The sequence below is a fragment of the Nostocoides sp. genome (assembly GCF_037045025.1).
In the GTDB taxonomy this organism is placed as follows: Bacteria; Actinomycetota; Actinomycetes; order Actinomycetales; family Dermatophilaceae; genus Nostocoides_A.
In genome coordinates, this window is record NZ_JBAOHM010000011.1 from 54,230 (window position 1) to 76,573 (window position 22,344).

At 66.4% G+C, this 22,344-nt stretch carries 29 protein-coding genes and 5 pseudogenes; 8 read left to right on the plus strand and 26 right to left on the minus strand.

Features of this window, described 5'->3' with window-relative positions:
• Positions 1-6: 6 nt before the first annotated feature.
• The 3 genes and pseudogenes from V9G19_RS11160 to V9G19_RS11170 all read right to left on the minus strand — a co-directional run bounded on the left by V9G19_RS11160 (position 7) and on the right by V9G19_RS11170 (position 1,002).
• A complete protein-coding gene (locus tag V9G19_RS11160; RefSeq protein WP_462286262.1) occupies positions 7-210 on the minus strand; it encodes a hypothetical protein in 204 nt (67 codons plus the stop codon).
• Positions 211-316: 106 nt separating this feature from the next.
• Positions 317-418: pseudogene (locus V9G19_RS11165) on the minus strand (hypothetical protein); the annotation flags it as partial.
• Positions 382-1,002 carry an ABC transporter transmembrane domain-containing protein gene (locus V9G19_RS11170; RefSeq protein ID WP_462285515.1) on the minus strand — a complete coding sequence of 207 codons (621 nt, stop codon included), beginning with the start codon at positions 1,000-1,002 and terminating at the stop codon, positions 382-384. The pseudogene V9G19_RS11165 and the gene V9G19_RS11170, both read right to left, overlap by 37 nt.
• Positions 1,003-1,202: 200 nt before the next feature.
• On the opposite strand from V9G19_RS11170, the gene V9G19_RS11175 reads away from it, so the two are divergent.
• Genes V9G19_RS11175 through V9G19_RS11185 form a run of 3 tightly spaced genes read left to right on the plus strand, consistent with a single transcriptional unit; the run spans position 1,203 to position 2,582 of the window.
• Positions 1,203-1,979, plus strand: coding sequence for a DUF4397 domain-containing protein (locus V9G19_RS11175; RefSeq protein ID WP_462285516.1), 777 nt, complete (start codon positions 1,203-1,205; stop codon positions 1,977-1,979).
• Positions 1,976-2,395: a cyclodeaminase/cyclohydrolase family protein gene (locus V9G19_RS11180; protein WP_462285517.1), complete on the plus strand. Its 420-nt coding sequence runs from the start codon at positions 1,976-1,978 to the stop codon at positions 2,393-2,395. Before V9G19_RS11175 ends, V9G19_RS11180 begins: the two co-directional genes overlap by 4 nt.
• A 16-nt stretch (positions 2,396-2,411) precedes the next feature.
• The gene (locus tag V9G19_RS11185; protein ID WP_462285518.1) at positions 2,412-2,582 is read left to right on the plus strand and encodes a hypothetical protein; all 171 of its coding nucleotides are present in this window, start codon (positions 2,412-2,414) and stop codon (positions 2,580-2,582) included.
• 80 nt (positions 2,583-2,662) lie between these two features.
• Here the strand turns inward: V9G19_RS11185 and V9G19_RS11190 are convergent, their stop codons facing one another.
• The 8 genes from V9G19_RS11190 to V9G19_RS11225 form a co-directional block, all read right to left on the minus strand.
• Entirely contained in the window at positions 2,663-3,364 is a 702-nt protein-coding gene (locus V9G19_RS11190) for a response regulator transcription factor (protein ID WP_462285519.1), read from the minus strand.
• Positions 3,273-3,974 carry a sensor histidine kinase gene (locus tag V9G19_RS11195; protein ID WP_462285520.1) on the minus strand — a complete coding sequence of 234 codons (702 nt, stop codon included), beginning with the start codon at positions 3,972-3,974 and terminating at the stop codon, positions 3,273-3,275. The genes V9G19_RS11190 and V9G19_RS11195 overlap by 92 nt, the downstream gene beginning before the upstream one ends.
• Before the next feature lie 62 nt (positions 3,975-4,036).
• Positions 4,037-4,717: a hypothetical protein gene (locus tag V9G19_RS11200; protein ID WP_462285521.1), complete on the minus strand. Its 681-nt coding sequence runs from the start codon at positions 4,715-4,717 to the stop codon at positions 4,037-4,039.
• 38 nt (positions 4,718-4,755) lie between these two features.
• A complete protein-coding gene (locus V9G19_RS11205; RefSeq protein WP_462285522.1) occupies positions 4,756-5,469 on the minus strand; it encodes an HlyD family secretion protein in 714 nt (237 codons plus the stop codon).
• Between the two features lie 4 nt (positions 5,470-5,473).
• Entirely contained in the window at positions 5,474-6,118 is a 645-nt protein-coding gene (locus V9G19_RS11210; protein ID WP_462285523.1) for a hypothetical protein, read from the minus strand.
• Positions 6,119-6,341: 223 nt separating this feature from the next.
• Entirely contained in the window at positions 6,342-6,575 is a 234-nt protein-coding gene (locus V9G19_RS11215; protein WP_462285524.1) for a hypothetical protein, read from the minus strand.
• Entirely contained in the window at positions 6,566-7,054 is a 489-nt protein-coding gene (locus V9G19_RS11220; protein ID WP_462285525.1) for an ABC transporter permease, read from the minus strand. The genes V9G19_RS11215 and V9G19_RS11220 overlap by 10 nt, the downstream gene beginning before the upstream one ends.
• A gap of 591 nt (positions 7,055-7,645) precedes the next feature.
• On the minus strand, positions 7,646-7,957 hold the full coding sequence (locus tag V9G19_RS11225; RefSeq protein ID WP_462285526.1) for an FtsX-like permease family protein: 312 nt from the start codon (positions 7,955-7,957) through the stop codon (positions 7,646-7,648).
• On the opposite strand from V9G19_RS11225, the gene V9G19_RS11230 reads away from it, so the two are divergent.
• Positions 7,941-8,381, plus strand: a complete 441-nt coding sequence (locus V9G19_RS11230; RefSeq protein WP_462285527.1) for a hypothetical protein — start codon at positions 7,941-7,943, stop codon at positions 8,379-8,381. The genes V9G19_RS11225 and V9G19_RS11230 overlap by 17 nt on opposite strands.
• A gap of 15 nt (positions 8,382-8,396) precedes the next feature.
• Here the strand turns inward: V9G19_RS11230 and V9G19_RS11235 are convergent, their stop codons facing one another.
• From V9G19_RS11235 to V9G19_RS11280, 10 genes and pseudogenes are all read right to left on the minus strand, one after another.
• Positions 8,397-8,741: a hypothetical protein gene (locus V9G19_RS11235; protein ID WP_462285528.1), complete on the minus strand. Its 345-nt coding sequence runs from the start codon at positions 8,739-8,741 to the stop codon at positions 8,397-8,399.
• Positions 8,742-8,744: 3 nt separating this feature from the next.
• Positions 8,745-9,068, minus strand: coding sequence for an ATP-binding cassette domain-containing protein (locus V9G19_RS11240; RefSeq protein WP_462285529.1), 324 nt, complete (start codon positions 9,066-9,068; stop codon positions 8,745-8,747).
• Between the two features lie 57 nt (positions 9,069-9,125).
• Positions 9,126-9,554: an ATP-binding cassette domain-containing protein gene (locus tag V9G19_RS11245; RefSeq protein WP_462285530.1), complete on the minus strand. Its 429-nt coding sequence runs from the start codon at positions 9,552-9,554 to the stop codon at positions 9,126-9,128.
• A 152-nt stretch (positions 9,555-9,706) separates the two neighbouring features.
• Positions 9,707-10,126: a DUF6855 family protein gene (locus V9G19_RS11250; protein WP_462285531.1), complete on the minus strand. Its 420-nt coding sequence runs from the start codon at positions 10,124-10,126 to the stop codon at positions 9,707-9,709.
• Positions 10,086-10,319 carry a hypothetical protein gene (locus tag V9G19_RS11255; protein WP_462286263.1) on the minus strand — a complete coding sequence of 78 codons (234 nt, stop codon included), beginning with the start codon at positions 10,317-10,319 and terminating at the stop codon, positions 10,086-10,088. Before V9G19_RS11255 ends, V9G19_RS11250 begins: the two co-directional genes overlap by 41 nt.
• A 61-nt stretch (positions 10,320-10,380) precedes the next feature.
• Positions 10,381-10,563 (minus strand): annotated as a pseudogene (locus V9G19_RS11260) (molybdopterin cofactor-binding domain-containing protein); the annotation flags it as partial.
• Positions 10,564-10,750: 187 nt separating this feature from the next.
• Positions 10,751-11,188: pseudogene (locus V9G19_RS11265) on the minus strand (molybdopterin cofactor-binding domain-containing protein); the annotation flags it as partial.
• Positions 11,124-11,534, minus strand: coding sequence for a hypothetical protein (locus tag V9G19_RS11270; RefSeq protein ID WP_462285532.1), 411 nt, complete (start codon positions 11,532-11,534; stop codon positions 11,124-11,126). The gene V9G19_RS11270 and the pseudogene V9G19_RS11265, both read right to left, overlap by 65 nt.
• Complete coding sequence (locus V9G19_RS11275; protein ID WP_462285533.1) at positions 11,518-12,009, minus strand: molybdopterin cofactor-binding domain-containing protein; 492 nt, start codon at positions 12,007-12,009, stop codon at positions 11,518-11,520. The genes V9G19_RS11270 and V9G19_RS11275 overlap by 17 nt, the downstream gene beginning before the upstream one ends.
• Positions 11,900-12,781, minus strand: a complete 882-nt coding sequence (locus V9G19_RS11280; protein ID WP_462285534.1) for a (2Fe-2S)-binding protein — start codon at positions 12,779-12,781, stop codon at positions 11,900-11,902. Before V9G19_RS11280 ends, V9G19_RS11275 begins: the two co-directional genes overlap by 110 nt.
• A gap of 234 nt (positions 12,782-13,015) precedes the next feature.
• Between V9G19_RS11280 and V9G19_RS11285 the strand changes: the two genes are divergently transcribed.
• Positions 13,016-13,495 (plus strand): hypothetical protein, encoded by a 480-nt coding sequence (locus V9G19_RS11285; RefSeq protein WP_462285535.1) that lies wholly within the window; start codon positions 13,016-13,018, stop codon positions 13,493-13,495.
• 1,955 nt (positions 13,496-15,450) lie between these two features.
• Positions 15,451-17,202: a LysM peptidoglycan-binding domain-containing protein gene (locus V9G19_RS11290; protein WP_462285536.1), complete on the plus strand. Its 1,752-nt coding sequence runs from the start codon at positions 15,451-15,453 to the stop codon at positions 17,200-17,202.
• A gap of 127 nt (positions 17,203-17,329) precedes the next feature.
• Here V9G19_RS11290 and V9G19_RS11295 read toward each other — a convergent pair whose 3' ends face one another.
• From V9G19_RS11295 to V9G19_RS11305, 3 genes and pseudogenes are all read right to left on the minus strand, one after another.
• On the minus strand, positions 17,330-17,545 hold the full coding sequence (locus V9G19_RS11295) for a hypothetical protein (RefSeq protein ID WP_462286264.1): 216 nt from the start codon (positions 17,543-17,545) through the stop codon (positions 17,330-17,332).
• Positions 17,546-17,600: 55 nt separating this feature from the next.
• A pseudogene (locus V9G19_RS11300) lies at positions 17,601-17,975 on the minus strand (4Fe-4S binding protein); the annotation flags it as partial.
• On the minus strand, positions 17,972-18,628 hold the full coding sequence (locus V9G19_RS11305; protein WP_462285537.1) for a hypothetical protein: 657 nt from the start codon (positions 18,626-18,628) through the stop codon (positions 17,972-17,974). The gene V9G19_RS11305 and the pseudogene V9G19_RS11300, both read right to left, overlap by 4 nt.
• Positions 18,629-18,855: 227 nt before the next feature.
• On the opposite strand from V9G19_RS11305, the gene V9G19_RS11310 reads away from it, so the two are divergent.
• Positions 18,856-19,524: a nitroreductase family protein gene (locus V9G19_RS11310; RefSeq protein ID WP_462285538.1), complete on the plus strand. Its 669-nt coding sequence runs from the start codon at positions 18,856-18,858 to the stop codon at positions 19,522-19,524.
• 127 nt (positions 19,525-19,651) lie between these two features.
• The gene (locus V9G19_RS11315) at positions 19,652-20,953 is read left to right on the plus strand and encodes an MFS transporter (protein WP_462285539.1); all 1,302 of its coding nucleotides are present in this window, start codon (positions 19,652-19,654) and stop codon (positions 20,951-20,953) included.
• 32 nt (positions 20,954-20,985) lie between these two features.
• On the opposite strand, the pseudogene V9G19_RS11320 reads toward V9G19_RS11315, so the two are convergent.
• Both V9G19_RS11320 and V9G19_RS11325 read right to left on the minus strand, forming a co-directional pair.
• Positions 20,986-21,522: pseudogene (locus V9G19_RS11320) on the minus strand (ABC transporter permease); the annotation flags it as partial.
• Positions 21,523-21,525: 3 nt separating this feature from the next.
• Positions 21,526-22,341 carry an ABC transporter ATP-binding protein gene (locus V9G19_RS11325; RefSeq protein ID WP_462285540.1) on the minus strand — a complete coding sequence of 272 codons (816 nt, stop codon included), beginning with the start codon at positions 22,339-22,341 and terminating at the stop codon, positions 21,526-21,528.
• Positions 22,342-22,344: the final 3 nt, after the last annotated feature.

Below are 22,344 nucleotides of genomic sequence, written 5' to 3' on the forward strand. Positions count from 1 at the left end.
GCAGGGTCACGGCGCCTGGCTGGTTCGACGATAGTCGTTCGGCGTGTCGACGATCTCGAAGACGCGTTGGGAACTGGCGCCGGCGTTGGCGGCCAGGTTGATCAGGTTGCCCAACTGCTGCGCCGGCGCGTTGAGCATCAGCAGGTAGGAGATCATGGCAAACAGCGTGCCGGCGGTGATCGCGCCGGAGAGCGCCCACGGGCCGCCCACCCAGAGCAGCAGGAAGACACCGAGCGGCCAGGATCAACGTGAAACTGGGCCAGTAGTTGCCCCAGGTGCGGATCACATCGACGCGGCGGCGCAGCCAATCCTCGTTTTCGGCGTCGAACTTGGCGAACTCGTGCGGCTCGCGGGCAAAGGCCTTGACCAGGTTGATGCCGGTCAGGCTCTCCTGCATGATGGTGGAGACCACGCCCATCTGCTGCTGAATCGTCCTGAAACTTCGGCTTGACGACGCGGCCAAAGCGCACCGCCAGGAAGAGCAGCAGCAGCACCGACGGCAGCGCCAGCAGCGCCAGTTGCGCATTCATCAGGAACATGGCCACCAGCACGCCACCGCCCAACGCCACCACTGCGACGCAGTTCCATCAGGCCGATGCCCACAAAGCGCTCCGTCTCGCCGATGTCGCCGGTGGCGCGGCTCATCAGGTCGCCGGTGTGGGCGCGGTCGTGGAAGGCGAAGGAGAGATGTTGCACCGCCTGGTAGAAGTCGTTGCGCAGGTCATAGGCGACGCGGAAGGTGAGCCACTCGCCATAGAAGCGCTGCAAATAGCCGGCGCCGGCGCGCACCAGGGCGATCAGCATAATCGCACCGCCGGCCCAGAAGAGGGCGCTGGGGTCGTCGGCCGCCAACCCCTGATCGATGGCGAACTTGAGCAGTTGGGGCACGGCCAGATTGAGCAGCGTCGCCACCAGCATCCCGCCATAGCCAAGGGCGACGGCGCCAGGGTAGGGTCGCAAATAGCCGAGCAGGCGGCGATAGATGGAGAATTTCCCGTGCATAAACGCTACCCTCAGCCCTGTGCGTCGATGAGCCAAATCCAGGGCGAACACCTATTGTAGCACACCTGCCCGTGACGCTTGTTTGCAGACGAAGCGCGGCAAAACCATGCCTAGGGGAACGGCGCACGCGGCCTGGAGTCGTGTATAATGCAATTGCGGAATCCCGCCAGCTTCGATGGACACTTCACAAGGAGTAAGCGATGTACACCTTTTTCAAGATTGCTCTGGTCTGGCTGGCCGTGGCCGCCGGGCTGTTGGCGGCGCAACCGGCCCTGGCACAGGATGGGGAGACGCCGGCAGCGCCTGCGGCTAACCCCACGGTCACCATCGGCCATTTTGCGCCCTTTGCCGCCGACGTTGCCAGCACGGCAGTGGACGTGCGCGTAAACGGCACGGCGATCCTCACCGGCATGGTCTACGGGAACTACGTGGACAACGTCGAGTTTCCCGTTGGCAGTGTGGTAATCGATCTGCTGACGCCGGGCACGGAGACAGTGATCGTGTCCGCCACGGCACAATTCAATGCCGACACCAGCTACTATCTGCTGGCCATCGGCGGCGCCAACGGTTTCCCATCCAAATTGATCCAGACGCCGGTAATTACGGCAATCCCAGCGGGCAAAGCGTTGGTCACCCTGGGGCACCTTGCGCCTGTCACCGGGTTGACCGCCGTCAACATCTGCACCGATGACGGCGACCTTGTAGTCACTGTGAACTATGGCGAGCCGGCCGCCAATCTGCCCCTCGACCCTGGTTTCCATGACTGGAAGATCTGGGTGCTGGGCTGTTCACTCATCGAAGTTTTCGATATGCCGCCCTTCTTTATCGCCGCGGGCGATTATCGCGACGCCTTTGCCATCGGGCTGCGCGACAGCCTCGCCTTCCCGCCCAACATCGTCACGACGACGGGGCTGCTGACGCTCTTCAACTACCTGCCGACGATCCACTCCAGCACGTCCGCAAGGTCCCAACCATGACGGCACTCGGTGCGATTTCGACATTGACGGTGCGCGACGCTGTAGCGCGCATCGGCGACGACAACCACTGCCAAGCTGGCGGCGCCACTGCGTTGAGCGGTGCGCTGGCTGCTGCGCTGGCGCAGGCCACCGCCAACAGCACCCTCATCGAAAACCCAGCGCGCGGTCAGGCGGACGCCGCCCGCGCCATGCAGGCTACAATGGCCGCCGCCCGCGCCGACTTCCTGCGCCTGGCCGACCAGGACGCCAACGCGATCCTCGAATATGTGGCGCTTGAAGCGCGGGGCGCAGCGCTCACTGGCTACGCGCTGCTCTGCGATGGCCCGCGTGACATGGCGGCGGTGGCCGTCGCCGCCGCCCAGGCTATGCAGGCGTTCCGCGTCCACGTCGGCGCACGTTCGCCGCGACGATCTTGAGTTCGCGATCACGCTGATGACCGGCGTGGCGCGCAGCGCGCTGCTCCTCCTCGACAGCAACCTGCGCATCTGGCCGCTGCCGGAGCTGCTGGCGGCCTATGAGCCAGAGGTTGCGCATCTGCTGGCGGGTTTGGCTACGCTGCAGCCGGTAGCGCGCATCCGGATAGAGGATGCCGTCGAAGCATAGCCACAGAGACGCAAAGAACACGAAGGTGCACAAAGAAAACGCTCTTTGCGTCTTGTGGTTTGGCTGTTTGTGCCGCCTGGTTAGTCCAGCCGCGCCAGGCCGCGCTTCAGGGCGTAGATCGCGGCTTGGGTGCGGTCGTTGGCGTGCAGTTTGGCCATGATCGTGCTCACGTAGTTCTTGACCGTGCCCTCAGCCAGAAAGAGCGTCGCCGCGATCTCCTGGTTGCTCTTGCCCTGCGCCAGTTCCTGCAAGACCGCCAGTTCCCGCTCGCTCAAGGTTTCATAAAGCGGTTCAAGCAGCATTGGCGCCGTCGGTCTGGCCGGTGGCAGAGGCTGGTTTGCGGCGGCGACGCGGTTGAACTCGTGCAGCACCTTGCCGGCCACGTGCGGGTCCAGGTGCACTTCCCCGGCCACCGCGCCACGGATCGCCGCGACGATGGCATCACTGTCGCTGTCCTTGAGCAGATAGCCACACGCACCGGCGCGCAGCGCGTCGAAGAGCCATTCGTCGCCGTCGTAGGTCGTGAGCACCAGCACCTTCACCGCGGGCAGTTCCTGGGTGATGCGCCGCGTGGCGTGGATGCCATTCATCTTCGGCATCTTGAGATCCATCAACACGACATCCGGCTGCAACGCAGCGGCGAGCGCCACCGCCTCCCCGCCGTTTGCCGCTGCGCCGACCACGTGCAGGTCAGGCTCGAGGCCCAGGATCACCTCCAGCCCCTGACGGACGATGGCCTGGTCGTCGGCGATAAGAATGCGAATGCCGGATTGTGTCAGCATGGTCTATGTCCCTGTATCCAGCACAATTTCCGTCCCGCGCCCCGGCGCGCTGTGCACTGTCAGCGTCGCCCCGACCGGCAGCGGCACGTTCGCGCATGCCCGCCAGCCCGTAGCGATCCGCCGCCACCTGCGCCGGGTCGAAGCCGGCGCCGTCGTCGCGCACAACCAGGCGCAACACAGCATCCTGCCGCGTCAAGGTAACGGTGATGTTGCCGGCGTTGGCGTGCTGCTCCACATTAGCCAGCGCCGCCTCGGCCGTACGGTAGATCGCCTGCGCAACCGCCGGCTCCAGTGGGTCCGTATCCTCGATCCGGCAGTCGAACGCAATGCCTGATCGCTCCGCAAAGCCACGGCAGAGTTGGCGCAGCGCTTCGCTCAGCCCCAGGTCCGCCAGGGGCGTTGCCCGCAGCGCCTGGATCGCACGCCGCGCTTCGCCGATGCCGTCGCGCACGGTCGCTTGCGCCGCCTTGAGTTGTACTTGCGCCGCCGCAGGATCCGTCGCCATCAACTTGCCCAGCGCCTGCAATTGCACGCTCAACCCGGTCAGCGTGTGGGCCAACGTGTCGTGCAGTTCGCGCGCCAGCCGGTTGCGCTCACGGCTCTCGGTCAACTGCTCTACCGTAGCGGCGCGTGCGGGCAAGCTGGCGATCGGCCGCCTCCAGCGCCGCCTGTTCACGTCGCTGCGCCGCGGCCAGCCGCTCCACGACGATTGCCACCAGCCCGATGATCGCCAGCCGGCCTGCCAGTATCCACGACGAGCGCCGCCCGCGCCGCCGCACTGTTCTCCGGCAGCAACGCCCCCAGCAGATTGCCAGCTACGACCACGGTCATCGTGATGACCAGCCCCCGGCGGCCGTACTGCCAGGTTGCCAACACCACCGGCACAGCCAGCCAGGCCAGATTGAAACTGGCATCGACAAAGAGATCGTAGTCGGTCAGGCCGCCGGGCAGCTCTGCGCCGGGCAGCCCTGTCTGCGCTAAATCGCCCAGCAGCAAGCCGCGCACCAGCAGGGGACTGAGCAGCGCCCAGGCCAGCATGGCCGGCAGGAACCCGCGCCCCAGCAATCGTTGCAGCCGCGGCCAACTCAGCGCCGCCAGCAGCAGCACGCTCTCCACCAGCACTGCCAGCGCCAACGCCTGGCCGGAGATGGGCAGGGTCAACGCTAACGCCACCACCAGCAGCATGAAGCCCAGCCGAATCCCGGCAGCCAGGCGAAAGACGGGCAGCAGGCCGGGGGCGATGGTGGCTTGGCGTTCTGGCGTTTTGGGGTTTTGGCGTGACAGCGCCTGAATGCTCATGGTCGAGATTTCCAACCCGCAGCCGAAAAGAATCCGCGTATATCCCTTCGGCACGCTCAGGACACCGCCGCCAAATCCGCGTCATCCGCGGTCTATTGCTGCTTACTCACTGCGGCGGACATGCCCCAGCGCAGGCCAGCGGCTGCGGCGCTCTCGCCTGTGACATCCAGCGCAATCGTCGCCGTGAAAGTGACGTCGCCGCGCTTGAAATCGCTTGCTGGCTGGATGTGCTCTACTGTACCGCGGAAGTTCGCACCGGGCAAGGCATCGAAGGTCACCATGACGGCCTCGCCCTCGTGCAGGTTGACGACCTCCAGTTCGCTCAGCGTGTCGGTCTCCACGGCCCACTGCCGTGTATCGCCCAACTTCACTACCGGCGCGCCGGGCGCCACAAACTCGCCGACAGCGACCGCGATGCTGCTGACTTCCCCGGCGAAGGGCGCTGTGAGGATCGTCGCGTCCAGCGCAGCCTGCGCCTGCGCGACCGCCGCCTGAGCGGCCTGCACCTGCGCGGTTGCCACAGCGATCTCTTCGGGGCGCGCCCCTGCCTTGAGCAGGTCTAGTGCCGCAGTCGCGGAACGCACATTCGCCTGCGCCCGCGCCACGTCGGCCGGATGTGCGTCAGCGATCACCTCGTCCCTGGCTGCCTGCGCCTGCGCAACCTGCGCCCTGGCAACTTGAATGTCTTCCGGCGTGGCGCCGCTGGCCACGTTGTCATACTGCGCTTTTGCCCGTTCGTACTCAAAAGTCGCCTGCTCCAGCCGCAGCGACTCGGGCCGGGCGCCAATGTCGTTGGCCCACGCCACCTGATCATACGCCGACTGAGCGTTGCGCCGCGCGGCTTCGGCCTGGCGCAGCGTCGCCTCCGCGGCGGTGAGTTCCTGCGGGCGCCGCGCCGGCCTGCACCCGTGCCAGGCTCGCCTGCGCCGCCGCGATGGCGCGATCGGCGCTGGCCACCTGCTCCAGCGTGGCGCCATCCGCCAAGCGGTAGAGGTTCATGGTGGCGACCTCGGCGGCGGCCTCAGCCTGGGCGATCTCCTCGGGGCGGGCGCCGGCCCGCACGGTTGCCAGGTGCGCCTGCGCCTGGCCGAGATTCGCTGTGGCTTGCGCCAGCGCCGCCTGCTGTGCGCGATTTTCGAGGGTGATCAACGCGCGCCGGCCGCCGCCCAGTCGCCCTCTTGCACGTGGATCGTCGCCACGGTGTTGGACGCGGCAAAGCTCGAGCAGGGCGTAGTGGGTTGGCGCCAGGTAGCCGTCGGCGGTGACGCTGGGCTGGCTGGCTGACTCCGGCGCGGCTGCGGCGACTTCTGCTGTTGTGGCGCCATCATCGACGCGGACAATGCCGCGCAGGACAGATTGGTCGATCAGGAACCAGGCAGCCGTCGCCAGCAGCGCAGCGATCAGCAGGATGATCCAGCGTCTGCGGGTTGTCTTGGGTTTTGTTTGGGTGGTCATTGCGCTTGCCTCCTGATGACATGCTGTGTGACAACGGATCCGTCGTCATCAAGAGTGTCGCGCTGACGGGGCTCGAGGTGTAGTCACTGCGGTCATGCGGTCGGGTGACGGTGGCCACTGCATTCGCCGCTGCTTGTTGCACAAGAGTCTACGCGGGCTGTTCATCGCTCGGCTTTGGCGGTGGCTGGACAGCAATGTACTGAACGCCAGACCTCAAACTCATTCATAGCTCAAACTCTCCCGCACGCTCAGCCTCGCCGCGTTGCGCGCCGGGCAGAATGCTCGCCAGCGTCCCGATGAGCAGCACGATGACCAGCCAGTAGCCGATGCCGTTGGTCGCATAGGCAAAATCCAGCGGACGGTCCAGGAACGACCGGCCGATCAGCGTCGTCAGAAGCCGCGCCAGCGGGAAACTGGCCGCCACTGCCAGCACAAAGCTCACAAGCGTCACCACCATGCTCTCACCCCAGAAGATTCTGGAGAATGGCGCGCGTGTCCGCGCCCGATGGCGCGCATTACGCCGATCTCCTTGCTGCGCTCCAGCACGTTGATGCTCATCATCCCCATCAGCCCAAGCCCGCCCACCAGTGCGATCAGGATTGCCATTGCCAGCAGAAAGGTGACGAGCACGCCAAACAACTCGAAGATGCGCTCCTTGATCGTGGCGATCGCCAGCGTCGAGAAGACGTCGACGCCGCGTGCATCCAGGTAGGCGACCAGCGCCTGGGTCTGGGCGAGCTGCTGCGCCGGCTCCTGGTTCACAAAGCGCACTTGCAGGCTCTGCGTGTGGTCGAAACGATGCAGAGCGCGGTCGAGGTCGCCCAGATCAACGTAGACGCCCGTCTCTTCGGCGCGCTTGTCCTGGTTGAAGCCGACCACCGTCCACGCGATCGCTTCGCCGTCGAGGCGCAGCGTGACCGTATCGCCCAGTTCCACGCCGGCGGTCCTGGCCCAGTTGCTGGTTGAGGACGATCTCTTTGCCGGCGCCGGGCGTGTACCAGCGCCCCGTGACGAGCTCCGGCGTGTACAACTGCGTATCCGCCGGCCCGGCAATGACGGTCACTTTCACCTCCTGGCCACCGAGGCGCGCCCATCACCGTCTCCTCGAAGTGCCAGGGTTCGGCCAGTGCCACGGCTGGATGCGCCGCCACGATGGGCAGCACCGCGCTGGTGCGCTCCTCCCACCCCAGGACGAGGAGCACATCCATGCTGCTCTGCACTTCCACCATCTGGTCGAGGCTGACGTTGCAGCGAGCGATTGGTAGTGAGCACCGCCATGAAGATGCCGCCACCCAGGCTGAGAGTGAGCAGCGTCAAGCGCCAGCCGTGACGGGTTGCGCACGCTGTTGCGCAGCGCCAGCGCCCATACCCGCGCCAGCCCGTGGATGCGGCCCAGCCACCGCACCAGGACGTTGCTCTGGTCGGCCAGGCCGTAGTCGGCGATGGCCGCGCGCACGGTGATGGCCGCGCCCCGGCGCAGCGGCCACGCCGCCGCCAGAAAGGGCACGGCCAGCCCGACGACGAGCATCACGCCCAGCGCCAGCCAGGAAGCGCCGCGGCGGGTAGAGGTCGAAGTTGAGATTCGCCGCCAGGAAGGCCTGCCAGCCGATAGCCCAGCCGGCTGGCCAACGGCGCACCGACGGCCAGGCCCAGCAGCCCGTAGGCCAGCACCGTCTGGTTGTAGATGCGCCGGATCAGCCGCGCGTCGGCGCCGATGGCCTTCATCATGCCGATCTGGTCGATCTGCTGCGCCACCAGCGCACTCATGGTGTTGGTGACCAGCGCGCCGCTCAACACCAACGCCAGCACGCCCAGCGCGCCCATGATCAGCAGCAGCACGTCGATCGTCTCTTGCAGCGGATGGACCGGTCGGATCTTTGACCGTGACGCGGCTTACGGTGTAGCCGGCGCGCTCCAGCCGGTCACGCGCCGCGTCAGCCACAAACCGGGTTTCTTGAAGAAACCCGGTTTGTTTGCCTTGTTCGTCCACCGTCAGGTAGAGCGTGTCGATGCGGTCGTGCCCGCGCAGCAGAAGCATCGTGTCCAGGTCGACGACGGCCACAGCCAGCCCACGCACGTTGACATTGAGGCTGTCCTGCTGATGCACTTGCCCGACGATGGGCAGGTCGAACTCGCGCCCGTCGGCCTCCACGTGAAGCATGTCGCCCACGGCCAGCCCCAGCGGCGTCGAGCGACGCGCGCTCGACCGCGGTCTCCCGGCGGCGATCCGGCCACTCGCCCGCTTCAAGCTGCACCAGGTTGACAGTCTGCGCCGCGGTCACAGGAAACGCGATGAACTCGATGCTCTGCCAGTCGCCGGCGCCATCTCGATAGCGCGCCAGGTAGGTGGCGCGGCCCCTGCACCGCGTCCACGCCGGGCAGGGCCGCCAGCCCCTTGCAGATCCTCCTGCTGTACGCCGCCCACGATGATCACCTCGACCTCGGCCGGGTTGATCGCATCATAGCGCCGGTAGAGGTCGGTGACGAGCACGTCGTAGGTCGTCACGATCAGCCCGACGCCGAGCACGCCAATCGCCACACTCAGCGCAACCATCACCGTGCGCCCACGGTTGCGCCACAACTCGCGCAGACTTTTCTTGTAAACCGTTCGCAGTGCGTTCATGGGTCACCAAAGTTGGAATGGAACGCTATTTGTTCTACCGTCCGCCCGTCGATCACCTGGATCACCCGCGGCGCCCGCTGTGCGATCTCCCGGTCGTGGGTGACCATCACCAGCGTCTTGCCCTGCGCCCACCAGATCTGCGAAGAGGCTGAAGATGCGGTCGGCGGTCTTGCTGTCGAGGTTGCCGGTCGGTTCGTCGCCCACCAGCAGCGGCGGGTCGTTGGCCAGCGCACGGGCGATGGCGGCGCGCTGCTTCTGCCCGCCGCTCACCGCGCCGGGCAGCTTGTGCGCCTGATCGGCCATTTCGACCTGTTCAAGCAGATGCATGCGCGCGCGCGGTGCGTTCGTGCGCCGGCCACATGTGGCAGAAATCCATGGGCAGGATCACGTTTTCGAGGATCGGTCAGCGCCGGCAGCAGTTGGAAGAACTGGAAGATCACGCCCACGTGCCGCCCGCGCCAGCGCGCCATCTGATTCTCGTCGAGATCGTTGAGCCGGTTGCCTGCCACGCTGACCGTCGCCGCCCGTGGGTCGGTCGATGCCGGTGATCATGTTGATCAACGTCGACTTGCCCGACCCGCTGGCGCCGACCACGGCCACGAACTCACCCGGCCAAACCGTGAGTGCAGCTTCGTGCAGCACGCGCAGCGGCCCCGCGCCGGTGTCATACTCTTTGACCAGGTGGTCGATCTGGATCAGTGGCGCTGGCTTGGCGACACCGTTCGTGCTGCTCGCCATTGCGTACACCGGCTGGCCCCACGCCGGGCTGGTTTGCGGTTTATGCTTTGGTTGTCTGCTGAAGATTGCCAGCATCGTTGCGCCTCCATCCTGTTTGGACTCACTCTGTGATGAGCGTAACAGGATGGGGGCGCGTGAGCTAGTGGCTGGCGGCACTTTGCGCCATGACCGGGGTCATATCACGGCACAGGAACGCCGCGTGACCGCGTTGACGCAAAATTTGGCGTCTACAGCGCCCGCATGCGATTGTTGCGCGCATTGTGCTCGACTTCGGCCAGACCAAGCGCCTCCAGCAGCGGCGGCAGATACATCCCAAAGCGGCCGCGCAGCCCCTTTTTCAGGCCATACCAGCCGCCGACGGGATTGTCGGGCGAGCGGCCCCATGCTTCCACCGTGCCTTCTGCTGCCGGTTTCTGCTCGTCGGCGCTGCCCAGCAACATCCAGTCGCCGTGCGCTGCGAGCATCGCGTGCAGATCCTCGATACAACGCAGGTGATAGCGCAGTTCCGTCTTGCCCACCACACAGACCAACGCCGGAGGATTGGCCGTCTCGTCCCGATACATCTGGTACTCTGAAGAGCCGCTGGGCGTCTTCAAGCACCAGGGGTCAGCGCGTGTTCCGGCGCCGCGTGCATCGTGCTCTGTCATGATTCTTCTCCTTGAATTTGTCTATCGTTCGCCACGCACCAGACCATCCGGCGCGAGCGGCATCGTACACAGCCGCCGGCCCTGTCGCGTGGAAGATGGCATTGCCGATGGCAGGCGCGACTGCAATGATGGGCGTCTCGCCTGCACCCACCGACGGAATATCCTTGCGGTCGAGCAGCACCACCTCGATCACGCGGGATGTCGGCGAAGCGCGGGACACGATAGCCCGCAAAGTCCGGGTTGAGGATGCGGCCATTGGCAAAGCGCACGCGTTCGAAGAGCGCGCCGCCCAGCCCCTGGATGACGGCGCCTTCCACCTGGGCGCGCACGTTGTCCGGGTTGATGAGCGCGCCGCACTCGAACGCTTCCACCACATGCAGCACCTGCACGGCGCCGGTCGCTGGCATCGACGCAGACCTCCGCACACGCCGCCACATAGGAGCCTTTGTCGGAGCCGCACAGCGATGCCAAAGCCGTGGTGTTGCGGCCGGTGTACGTGCGCCCCAGCCAAACGGCAGCGGCCGCCGCTTCCAAGACGGCGCGCAGCCGCGGGTCCGTGATATGGCGCAGACGGAACGCAAGCGGGTCTTCACCCAGCCGGTGCGCCCAGCCGTCGATATGCGACTCGCGGGCAAAGTTGTTGGCGGTGGCGGCCAGCGCGCGATACGCGCCCTGGCGCAACGGCGGGTCGGCGGGCAAATAGGTGATGCGCCGGTTGGGAATGGCGTAAAGCGGCTCGATGCCGGCCGCGCCCGAGTTGTAGTTGACCATCTCCAGCGCGGTCAACTGCCCCTGCGCATCGACGCCGCTGGCAATCTCGATCAGGCCGGCGGGCCGGAAGTAGGCCCAGGTGAATTCCTCCGCGCGCGTCCAGACAACCCTGACCGGCTGCCCTACCGCCTTCGCCAGCCGCGCCGCTTCGATGGCCGCATCGCCGGCGTGTTTGCCGCCATAGCCGGCGCCGGTCTCCGGCGCGATCACGCGCACTTGCGACTTGTCAAGCCCAAACGCGGTCACCAACTGGTCGCGCACGCCAAAGGGGCGCTGGGTCCCTGTCCACACCGTGAGACCGGTCGTCGCCCCACTGCGCCAGCGCGGCCCGCGGTTCCAGCGGGACGTGGGCAATGTAGTCAACTGTGTAGCGTTCCTCTGCAGTCTGGGCTGCGACTGCGAGCGCCGCGCCGGCGTCACCTGCGGCGGAGAAATAGGGCCCGATCCAGCCGTCGGCAGGCGTGTCGGGCGTGCGCCGGCTCTCCCGTTCCAGCGCGCTTGCCTTGAGGTAGTCGAAAAGCTCCGGCTGCGACACCTGCAGTTCTGTCTGCCAGCGCGCACGGATGGCCGCGACGGCACGCGTGGCGGTCAGTTCGTCCGGCGCCACCACGCCGACGAAATCACCGTCGCTGGACAACCGTGACATCGGCCATTGCGGCGGCGGCGCTGGCGTCCAATTCCTGCAACGTGGCGCGGAAGGCCGGCGGTCGCAGCACCTTGCCCACCAGCATGCCCGGCAGCGCTATATCGGCTACGAAACGATGCTGCCCGGTGACAAACGCCTGGCCGTTGGCTTTGCGCATCGGCTGGCCAGCGATCGTCCAGTCCGCCGGCGGCGTGACCGGCTGCTCCGGGTCGACGATGCGCACGATGCGGCGGTCGCGGGCAAGATCGCCGTAGGTTGCCGCGCGGTTCGTCGCCGGATGCACGACCGCGCCATTCTCCACACGCAGCGCATGGCGGTCCACGTGCCAGGCAGCGGCGGCCAGGTCCAACAGCAGATCACGCATCGCCGCGCCCGCGCGCAGGACCTGCGGGCCGGTGACAGGCGTCGAGCGGCTGCCGAAGGTGCCGACATCGTAGGGCACGCGGCCCGTGTCGCCGGCAACCACGGTGACCTGTTCGGGCGCGATCGCGCAACTCTTCCGCCACCAACTGTGCAACCTGGGCGCGCATGTTCTGGCCGACCTCGGCCTTGCCCACATAGACGCGCACGGCGCCATCTTCGGCAATGTGCACCAGCGGTCCGATCTGGGTCAACGGGCGCTGATCGGGCGCTGGGGCATCGTCACCAAATTCCGCCGCGGTGACATCAGGGTCGGGATAGGCGACGAGCAGGCCCTCTTCGAAGGTTTCCACCGCTTCCCACGGGGCTGATACAACTTCCGGCGCCAGGGCGATGTCGGGTATGTTGCCTTCAACCAGCCACCTGGCGGCCGTGCGCACCGCCGCCAGGATGCGCGGATGGGCGCCGCAGCGGCAGAGATTGTCCTGCAGCGCATGGATGATCGCGCCATCCGTCGGGCTGGGGTTTTCCGCCAGCAACGCGACCGCCGCCATGATCATGCCGGGCGTGCAATAGCCGCACTGCAGCGCGCCGACATCCAGAAAGGCGGCCTGCAACGCGTGCAGCCGGCCGTGCTGCGCCAACCCTTCAATCGTGGTGATGCGATTGCCCGCGGCTGCGCCCACGGTGATGCTGCACGCCTGGACCGGCTTGCCGTCGACGTGTACGGTGCAGGCCCCGCACTTGCCGTCGCCGCAGCCATACTTCGCCCCGGTGAGACCCAGTTCGTCGCGCAGGACGCTGAGCAAGGTGCGCGCGGGATCGACCGTAACGGAATGCACGGTGTCGTTGACGACGAGCGTGATTGGCGTGTGCATCAGTTGACCCTCTCTGTTCAAATGGCAAGCAATCTGGAACCGATTTGCCAGTGTACCCTGTACGTTGACCGTTGCCAAAAGACAGCAAAACCATGCGCAGTCCGCCCGCGAAAAGAGCCAACCGGAGCCCCGGTCTGGCACAGTTGGTTCAGCCAAGTTTGACGAATTCGCAAAGCTGTCTACACTACATCTGCAGCGCAATTCCAACCGGCCATCTGATAACAGGAGCAGCTTGTGTCCACGAATCCAGCCGGCGATCCACTGAACACGCCAAGCAACAGCACGTGGCTGAAGGAAAATCTGGGGCCACTGGTGGGGCTGGCGATCCTGGGCGCCGTCGCTTATGCCGGGCTGAACGGCTGGGGCACCAACCCACCCGCTGCGCCGGTGACGCCAGCCGGCGTTGCGTCACCGGCAGCCACCAGCACGGTCAGTGCGACGATGGCCGCGCCAAGCATCGCCACAGCGGGAGTTGCACCCGAAGCGGATGCGCCGCCACCAGCAGCCAACGGTGCGATCACCGTAACCTCTGCCGCACCGGACGCAGCCGCCACAGCCGGTGCCACGCCAGAAGCAGTTACGGCGAAGCCGGAAGCAACCAGTGCAGTCACCGAGACTGTTGCCGCGCCAGGCGCAACCGCGGCGGCAGGCGCCACACCGGAAGCAAGCGCGGCGCAATCCACCGAAACCGCCGCTGCGCCAGGCGCAACCTAGCCGCAACACCCGCAGGCGCGGCGAAGCCGGAGCCACCGGTGCGATCACCGAAACCGCTGCTGCAGCCAGGCGCAACACCCGAAGCAGGCGCGGCGAAGCCGGGAGCCACCGGTGCAATCACCGAAACCGCTGCCGGACCGGGCGCAACTGGCGCCAACACCGGAAGCAGGCGCGGCGAAGCCGGAAGCCACCGGTGCGATCACCGCGACTGCTGACCGCACCAGGCGCAACACGCCGAAGCAGGCGCGGCGAAGCCGGAAGCCACCGGTGCGATCACCGAGACTGCCGCCGCACCAGGCGCAACCGCTGAAGCTGGCGCAACACCGGAAGCAGGCGCGGCGAAGCCGGAAGCCACCGGTGCAGTCACCGAAACCGCTGCTGCACCGGGTGCAACTGCCGAACCCAGGGCCACGCCGGAAGCAGGCGTGGCGAAGCCGGGAGCCACCGGCGCGATCACCGAAACCACTGCTGCATCGCACCGGACAGCAACTGCCGAAGCAGGCGCGGCAGCCGGAAGCCACCGGCGCAATCACCGAGACCGCTGCCGCACCAGCGCAACGCGCACCAGGCAGCGACGCGAACCGGAAGCCACCGGTGCAATCACCGCGACTGCCACCGCACCAGGCGCAACATGCCGAAGCAGGCGCGGCGAGGCCGGAAGCCACCGGCGCAATCACCGAAACCGCTGCTGCACCAGGCGCAACACCCGAAGCAGGCGCAGCGAAGCCGGGAGCCACCGGCGCGATCGCCGAAACCGCTGCCGCACCGGGTGCAACTGCCGAAGCAGGCGCGGCGAAGCCAGGAGCCACCGGCGCGATCACCGCGACTGCCGCTGCACCAGGCGCAACACCCGAAGCAGTCGCGGCGAAGCCGGAAGCCACCGGTGCAGTCACCGAGACTGTTGCCGCGCCAGGCGCAACCGCTGCAGCCGAGCTGCAACTGCCGGAAGCAGGCGCGGCGAAGCCGGGAGCCACCGGCGCGGTCACCGAAACCGCTGCCGCACCGGGTGCAACTGCCGAAGCAGGCGCGGCGCAGCCAGGAGCCACCGGCGCGGTCACTGCGACTGCCGCTGCACCGGGCGCAACCGCCGATGCCGGGGCCACACCGGAAGCAGGCGCGGCGAAGCCGGAAGCCACCGGTGCAATCACCGCGACTGCCGCCGACCGGCGCAACCGCTGCCGGTGCCACCCGAAGCAGGCGCGGCGAACCGGAAGCCACCGGTGCAATCACCGAAACCGCCGCTGCACCGGGCGCAACACCCGGAAGCAGGCGCGGCGAAGCCGGGAGCCACCGGCGCGATCACCGAAACCACTGTCGCGCCAGGCGCAACACGCCGAAGCAGGCGCGGCGAAGCCGGAGCCACCGGCGCGTCACCGAAGCCGTGCAGCCGACCGGCGCCACACCGAAGCCGTGGCGAAGCCGGAAGCCACCGCTGCGATCACCGAAACCGCCGCCGCCAGGCGCAACACCCGAAGCAGGCGCGGCGAAGCCGGGAGCCACCGGTGCGATCACCGAAACCACTGCTCGCGCCAGGCGCAACACCCGAAAGCAGGCGCGGCGAAGCCGGGAGCCACCGGCGCGATCACCGAGACTGCCGCCGAACCGAGCGCAACCGCTGCCGCAGGTGCAACACCCGAAGCAGGCGCAGGCGGAACCGGAAGCCACCGGAGCGATCACCGAAACCGCCGCTCGCGCACGCGAGGCGCAACACCCGAAGCAGGCGCGGCGAAGCCGGGAGCCACCGGCGCGATCACCGAAACCGCTGTCGCGCCAGGCGCAACTGCACGCGAAGCAGGCGCGGCGAAGCCGGAAGCCACCGGTGCGATCACCGAAACCGCTGCCGCACCGGGCGCAACCGCTGAGCGGGCGCAACACCCGAAGCAGGCGCGGCGAAGCCGGGAGCCACCGGCGCGATCACCGAAACCGCTGCCGCACCGGGTGCAACCGCCGAACTGGTGCCACTGCCCGAAGCAGGCGCAGGCGAAGCCGGGAGCCACCGGCGCGATCACCGCGACTGCCGCCGCGAGCCAGGCGCTACACCCGAGGCAGGTGCGACGAAACCGGAAGCCACCGGTGCAATCACCGAAACCGCCGCCGCACCAGGTGCAACACCCGAAGCAGTCACGGCGAAGCCAGGAGCCACCGGTGCGATCACCGAAACCACTGTCGCGCCAGGTGCAACTGCCGAAGCAGGCGCGGCGAAGCCGGGAGCCACCGGCGCGATCACCGCGACTGCCGCCGAACCGAGCGCAACCGTTGCCGCGGGTGCAACACCCGAAGCAGGCCCAGGGGAACCGGGAGCTACTGGAGCAGTCACCGAAACCGCCGCTGCACCGGGTGCAACACCCGAAGCAGGCGCGGCGCAGCCGGGAGCCACCGGCGCGATCACCGAAACCGCTGTCGCGCCAGGCGCAACTGCCGAAGCAGGCGCGGCGCAGCCGGGAGCCACCGGCGCGATCACCGAAACCGTTGTCATGCCAGGTAAAACACCTGAAGCAGGCACAGCAAAACCGGGAGCCACCGGCGAGATCACCGAAACCACCATTGCGCCAGGCGCAACCGTTGCCGCCGGCGCTACGCCCGAAGCGGGTGCGGCGAAGCCGGAAGCCACCGGCGCGATCACCGAAGCCGCTGCTGCACCGGGCGCAACTGCTGAACCCGGGCCTACGCCCGAAGCAGGCGCGGCAAAGCCGGAAGCCACCGGTGCGATCACTGAGACTGTTGCTGCCCAAGACGCAGCCGCTGCGGCGGGCGCCACGCCGGAAGCAGGCGCGGCGAAGCCGGAAATCTTGGGGACGATCGCTGCTACCCCGACGCCAAAAGCTGCTGCCACATCTGCCGCAACGGCTGGCGCAGCGCCGACTGCCGCCATGCCCGACTTGGGCTGGATCACGAAAAACGTCCTGGTCTTCACCCTGGTGCAGAGATTGATGGAGTCTCTGGCCGGGGCCACACCAGCCACTGAACCGACAACTGAAGCATCCGCAACAGCCGTGGTGTCTGCCACACCGGCAGCACCTGCAATCGCAGCAACAGCGGCTGCGCCCGGCGCGACTTCCACACCTGCGCCGGCACAAACTGCCGGCGCCAGACCGGAAAGCCCGGAACCAACGCCAACCACACCGCCGGCTGCACCGGTTGCTGCTGCCACGCTTGCGCCAGCGACAACTGACGGGCCGGGCGCTGCGACCACGCCAACCGACGTCCCGGGAGGCAGCGTTGCGGAAACGGCAACCCCGGCTGCTCAGCCGATCGCGACAAATGTGGCGACACCAGCCAGTGCAGTAACAGCGGCAACGCCGCCCTCATCGACGCCAGCGGCTGCGGCTGAAGCTGGCGCGGCAGCGAATGCCGGGGCTGACATTTACCCCTACAAGGTGCTGCCCAATGAAAGCTGGACCATCGTCTCTGGTCGCACCGGTGTCGCCATCGCCGACCTGCAGGCTGCCAACCCACAAGCTATTCGCGACAACGAATGGCTGCTCACGAATGAGGTGCTGCAGATTCCTGTGCTGCCGCAACCCGATTGGCCGCGGTCGTCTATCGTCATCTACATCGTGCAACCTGGTGAATCATGGTACAGCATCGCCGCCGACTTCGAGATCAGCCAGACGCTGCTCTGGGCCGTCAACTGGCACTTGCGCCGGCCGTGGGGAGTGTTGATTACGGGCGACGAGATGATCGTGCCGCCCGCACCGGCGCAATAGCGGGGTGATGTCTTAAGGTTGCGGGGTATGAAGCCGCGTGAAGCTGTCGTGATTGCGCCTCACGCAACAGAGAAACCACCTTTGCGTCGTGGCGTCTTTGCGTGAGACTTCCGATCGCCAATCGAGCCTAGTTTTCCACGAAGCGCTGCTCGCCCCATTCGAGCAGTTTGACCAGATAGCGGCTGCGCATCTGTTGGCTGGCCATCGCCTGCTGGAGTGGCGGCAGGCGCAAAATGCCACCCAGGATCGCGGCCATCACGCGGTGGCTGGCCAGCGCCTGGTTGTCGAAGATCAGGTTGGGCAGCATCCCACGCTCGACGGCCATCAGCACGGTCTTGTGCACCGAATCGACCGGCGTGATGACGCGCTGCGGCCGCGCCCGTCAGCTGCAAGCCGCCGCGGCTGCACTGCTTGACGCAGACGCCGCAGCCCAGGCAAAGGTCCGTGTTGACGTGTGCCTTGCGCAGCTTGGGGTGATTGGGATCGTTGGCCGAAACCAGCGCCATCGCCTCCACCGGGCAGGCGTTGACACATTTGCCGCAGCCGTTGCACAGGCTCTCGTCCACCTCCGGCAGGAAGTTGGTCGTCTGGACGGCATGGGTGAAGCCGAGGCGTCGCGCCGCGATCATCGCCTCGCAGCAACAGCCGCAGCAGTTGCAGATGAAGTTGACGCCGCGCTGGCTGTTCTCGCCGAACTGCACCAGCCCGCGGTCGCGCGCCTCCTGCAGCAGGTCCAGCCCTTCCGCAACGTCCATCTCCCGCGCATAGCTCATGGCGCACGAGCGAGCGCGGCGGAGACGTTGAAGGTCATGCAGATTTCCATGGGCGCATCACAGGCGCGGTGCATGTGCATCATCTTGTGGCGGCAGTAGCAGATGCCGATGGCACGGTGGCTGGCGCTGCGCATGACCTCACTGGCGCGCTCGTAGTCGAGCACGGTCAGCGTGTGTTCGGGCAGAAGTACGTCCTCGTTGACAAACGCGCGGCCGAGCTGCGTCTGGCTCATGAAGAGCGCGGTGATGAAATCTTCCTCGACGTTGATGTACTGGTAGAAGAGTTCGGCCAGCAGCTTCTGGTCCACGTCGCCGCGCAGCCGCATCATCGAGAACTCGAAGAAGCCGGCCATGGGTGGCGGCAGCACGTACGTTGTGGCGCCATCGGGGGCGACGATATCGAGCAGGATGGCGCGGCCCGCCAACGCGTCGAGCACCTTCTGCGCCTCAGCCAGGTTCATCTTCCAGACTTTGGCGGCGTGGCTGGCCGTGAAGGCGCGGATGGGCAGTTGCGCCACCAGCCCAGCCTCCTTTTCGCTGAAAAGCAGCTTGAGAATGGCGTAGAGCGTATCGGACGGTGGCGCACCCTGGGGCAAACGATTCAGCCGCTCGACCAGGGACTCATAACCGGAACGGACGGTATGATGAGCCATGGTATCTCTCCTTCTTCGCAAGTAGACGACTGCACGAACACAGCGTGACAGCCATTGGGTTGTTTCCCTGTGAAAGAGCTCAGTTATCGCATCTTCGCGCGGGTTTGTTCCTGGCCAGTTGTTTTGGCGCGATGGCGCCACAGTGTGCCGCCACTATGAGGCAAGCGTGCGAGGCGGCATTGTGCTACAATCACCTTCATGTCTGCCAGCTATGCCAGAGGTTGACCATGACGACTGCACAATTCCAGCCCTACACTACCTACCAGGAATATCCTGAAGCAGAGATGCACCGCCGCGCCGAAGAGTTCTACGCCGAGATGCGCCGGCGGCGCAGCGTGCGCGCCTTCGCCGACCGGCCGGTGCCGCGGGCAATCATCGAGCGCTGCCTGGCCGCAGCGGGCACGGCGCCCAACGGCGCCAACCTGCAACCCTGGCACTTCGTCGCCGTGAGCGACCCGGTCGTCAAGCAGCGCATCCGCCTGGCGGCGGAGGAAGAGGAACGCGCCTTCTACCAGGAACGGGCGCCGCAGGATTGGCTGGACACGCTGGCGCCCCTGGGCACGGATGAACACAAGCCATTCCTGGAGATCGCGCCCTACCTGATCGCAATCTTTGCGCAGCCCTACGGTGTGGCCGAGGATGGACGCAAGGTCAAGCACTACTATGTGACCGAATCGGTCGGCATCGCCACCGGTTTCCTGATCGCAGCGCTGCACCATGCCGGGCTGGCCACGCTGACCCATACACCCAGCCCGATGGGCTTCCTCAATACGATTTTGGGCCGCCCGGAGCACGAGCGCCCTTTTCTGCTGCTCGTGGTCGGCTACCCCGCCGCAGATGTGCAGGTGCCGGTGATCACCAAGAAGCCGCTGGCTGCGATTGCGACCTTTGTGTAAGGCGACATTCTGCACACGCACGACCCGCCATTCTGCGGGCCAACACGACCGCAATGGCGTACAATCAGTCACAAATAAACAGCCGTAAACCGCCAACATTGAAAGACTACGGTGCATCAAAACGAACTTGGCCATCCAATCCGCAGAGCCGAAGGCTCAACCGGCACGTTCACTCACCCCCGCCCATCTCTGGCTGCTCACCGTGGGCGGCTTCTACGCGTTTTTCGTCTTCGGGTTCGTCGATAACCTGAAAGGCCCCACGCTGCCGGCGCTGCTGCGCGATCTGGACTTCAGCTACAGCCAGGGCGGCGCCATTCTCTTTGCTGCCTATCTCGGCTTCATGGTGGCGACGCTGCTGACCGGCGTGCTGGCCGATGCCGCCGGCATCAAAACGGTGCTGCTGCTGGCCGGCGTCAGTCTGGTCGTCGGTCTGACGGCCTTCAGTCTCGTCAGTTCATTCTGGCTGCTGGCCGCGGCGTTGTTCGTGGTTGGGCTGGGGCTGGGCGCCATCGAGGTGGGGGGCAACGGGCTGATCGTCGACCTGCACAGCTCGAACCGCGGGCGCTATCTGAACTTGCTGGCAGTGTTTCACGGCGTCGGTTCGCTGGTCGTGCCGCTCTTTGCCGCGCAGTTGTTGGCCGCGGCGTTCACCTGGCGCCAGGTCTACCAGTTGTCGATCATCCTGGCTGTCGGCATGGCGGCGTTCTTTCTCTTCGTCCGTTACCCGCGCCGCCCGCGCACGAGCAGTGAGCGCTTCAACCTGCGCACCCTGTTTGCCGCCGGTTTCACCTGGCGCATGAGTTGGTATTATCTGCTGGTTGCGGTCTACGTGGCCGCCGAGATCGGGATCGCAGCCTGGATCGTTGAGTACTTGCAACAGGTGCGCGGCTTCGACATTGGCGTCAGTTCGCTCTACCTGTCGCTCTTTTTCGCCATGATCATGGTCGGCCGGCTGGCGGGCAGCTTTGTCGTCGAGCGGATCGGCTATCTCACGGTGATGTTGGCGGCCACCGTGGCTGCCATCGCCTGTCTGAGCGCCGGCATCTTCGGTCCACCGGCGTTGACGATCCTGGTGCCGCTCACCGGGTTGTTCTTTTCGATCATGTTTCCCACGGCCACGGCATCGGTTTCCGCCCTGCAGGTTGCCAACATGGGCGCGATTCTGGGCGTGCTCTTCACCTTTGGCGGTTTGGGTGGTGCGCTGGGTCCCTGGTTGATCGGCGCGGCCGCCGACGTGGTCGGCATCGAACTGGCTTTTGCCCTGAATATCGTCTTCTGCCTGGTGATGCTGGTCGCGCTGCTGGCGCTGCGCCGCATGGCGCGCGCGGCAGGGTGCTTGAGGTTGCACAGCAAGAAGGATTTGCGACTCACACCTCGCCACGCGTGCGCAACTCGGCGCGTTTCTCCATCTCTCGCAGCAACGCGTTGATGGCGAAGGCCAGCAGCGATACTGCCGATCGCGCCGGCCACGATCTTGTCATAGTTGCTGGTGCGCACCCCCTCGAAGAGCAGCACGCCCAGCCCGCCGGCGCTGATAAAGGCGGCCACCGTGCCGATGCCGATGGTGGCAATCGTCGCCAGGCGCACCCCCGCCAGGATCACCGGCGCGGCCAGCGGCAGTTCCACCCGCCAGAGCCGCTGCCAGCCGTTCATGCCCATGCCCCGCGCCGCTTCGATGATATGCGGATCGACGCCACTAAGCCCCGCCAGCGTGTTGCGCACCAGCACCAGTTGCGCGTAGGCCACCAGTACGATGATGGCGGTGGTTGGCGACAGCCCGGTCAACGGGATGAGCAGGATGAGCAGCGACAGGCTGGGGATGGTGTAGATGATGCCCAGCACGCTCAGCACCGGGCCGCGCAGCCAGCGCACCTGGTAGATCAGGACACCCAACGGGATGCCCAGCACGACGGCGATGAGCAGCGCCGTCACCGTCAAATAGAGATGTTGCCCAAAGAGGATGCCGACCCGCGGCAGGTTGTTGATGAAGTATTGCATCGGCTACGGCGCACCTGCTGCTGCGTCTGGCTGGCTCAACAGCGTACGGATGTCGGCAAAGGTGAGATCGCCCAGCGGCCGGCCTTGCGCATCCACCACGGTGATCGCGTCGGCGCCGCTTTGCAGGAGCAGGCTCAGCGCCGTGCGCAGGTTGCTGCTGCTGGGGATCGACTGTTGCGTTGGGTGGGGCGCGGCACCGCTGGGGCGCAGTGCCGCTGCTGCCACCGGCAGCAGCCCCAGCCGGCGCAGCATATCGTCGGCGCCGATTAACTCGCGCACGAAGTCGTCGACGGGCGCGGTTGCCAGCGCCAGCGGTGCATCCACCTGCACGATCTTGCCGGCGCGCATGATGACAACCCGGTCACCCAGCTTAAACGCTTCTTCGACGTCGTGCGTGACGAAAAGAATGGTCTTGTGAAGCTTAGTCTGGATCGAGATCAGCTCGTCCTGCAAGCGCGCGCGGTTGATCGCGTCGATCGCACCGAAGGGTTCGTCCATCAGCACGATGGGCGGGTCGGCAGCCAGGGCGCGCGCCACGCCGACCCGCTGCTGCTCGCCGCCGGAAAGCTGGCGCGGGAAGCGGCTGCGGTATCTCACCGGCAGACCCACCAGGGCCAGCATTTCGTCGACGCGGGCGTCGCTGCGCGCTTTCTCCCAGCCCAGCAGGCGCGGCACTGCGGCGATGTTGTCCTCGACGTGCATGTGGGGAAAGAGGCCGGTCTGCTGGATCACATAGCCGATGTGGCGGCGCAGATGGGTAGGCGAGACCGTGGCTGTATCTTCGCCGTTGACAAAGATGCGTCCGGCCGTTCGGCTCATAGA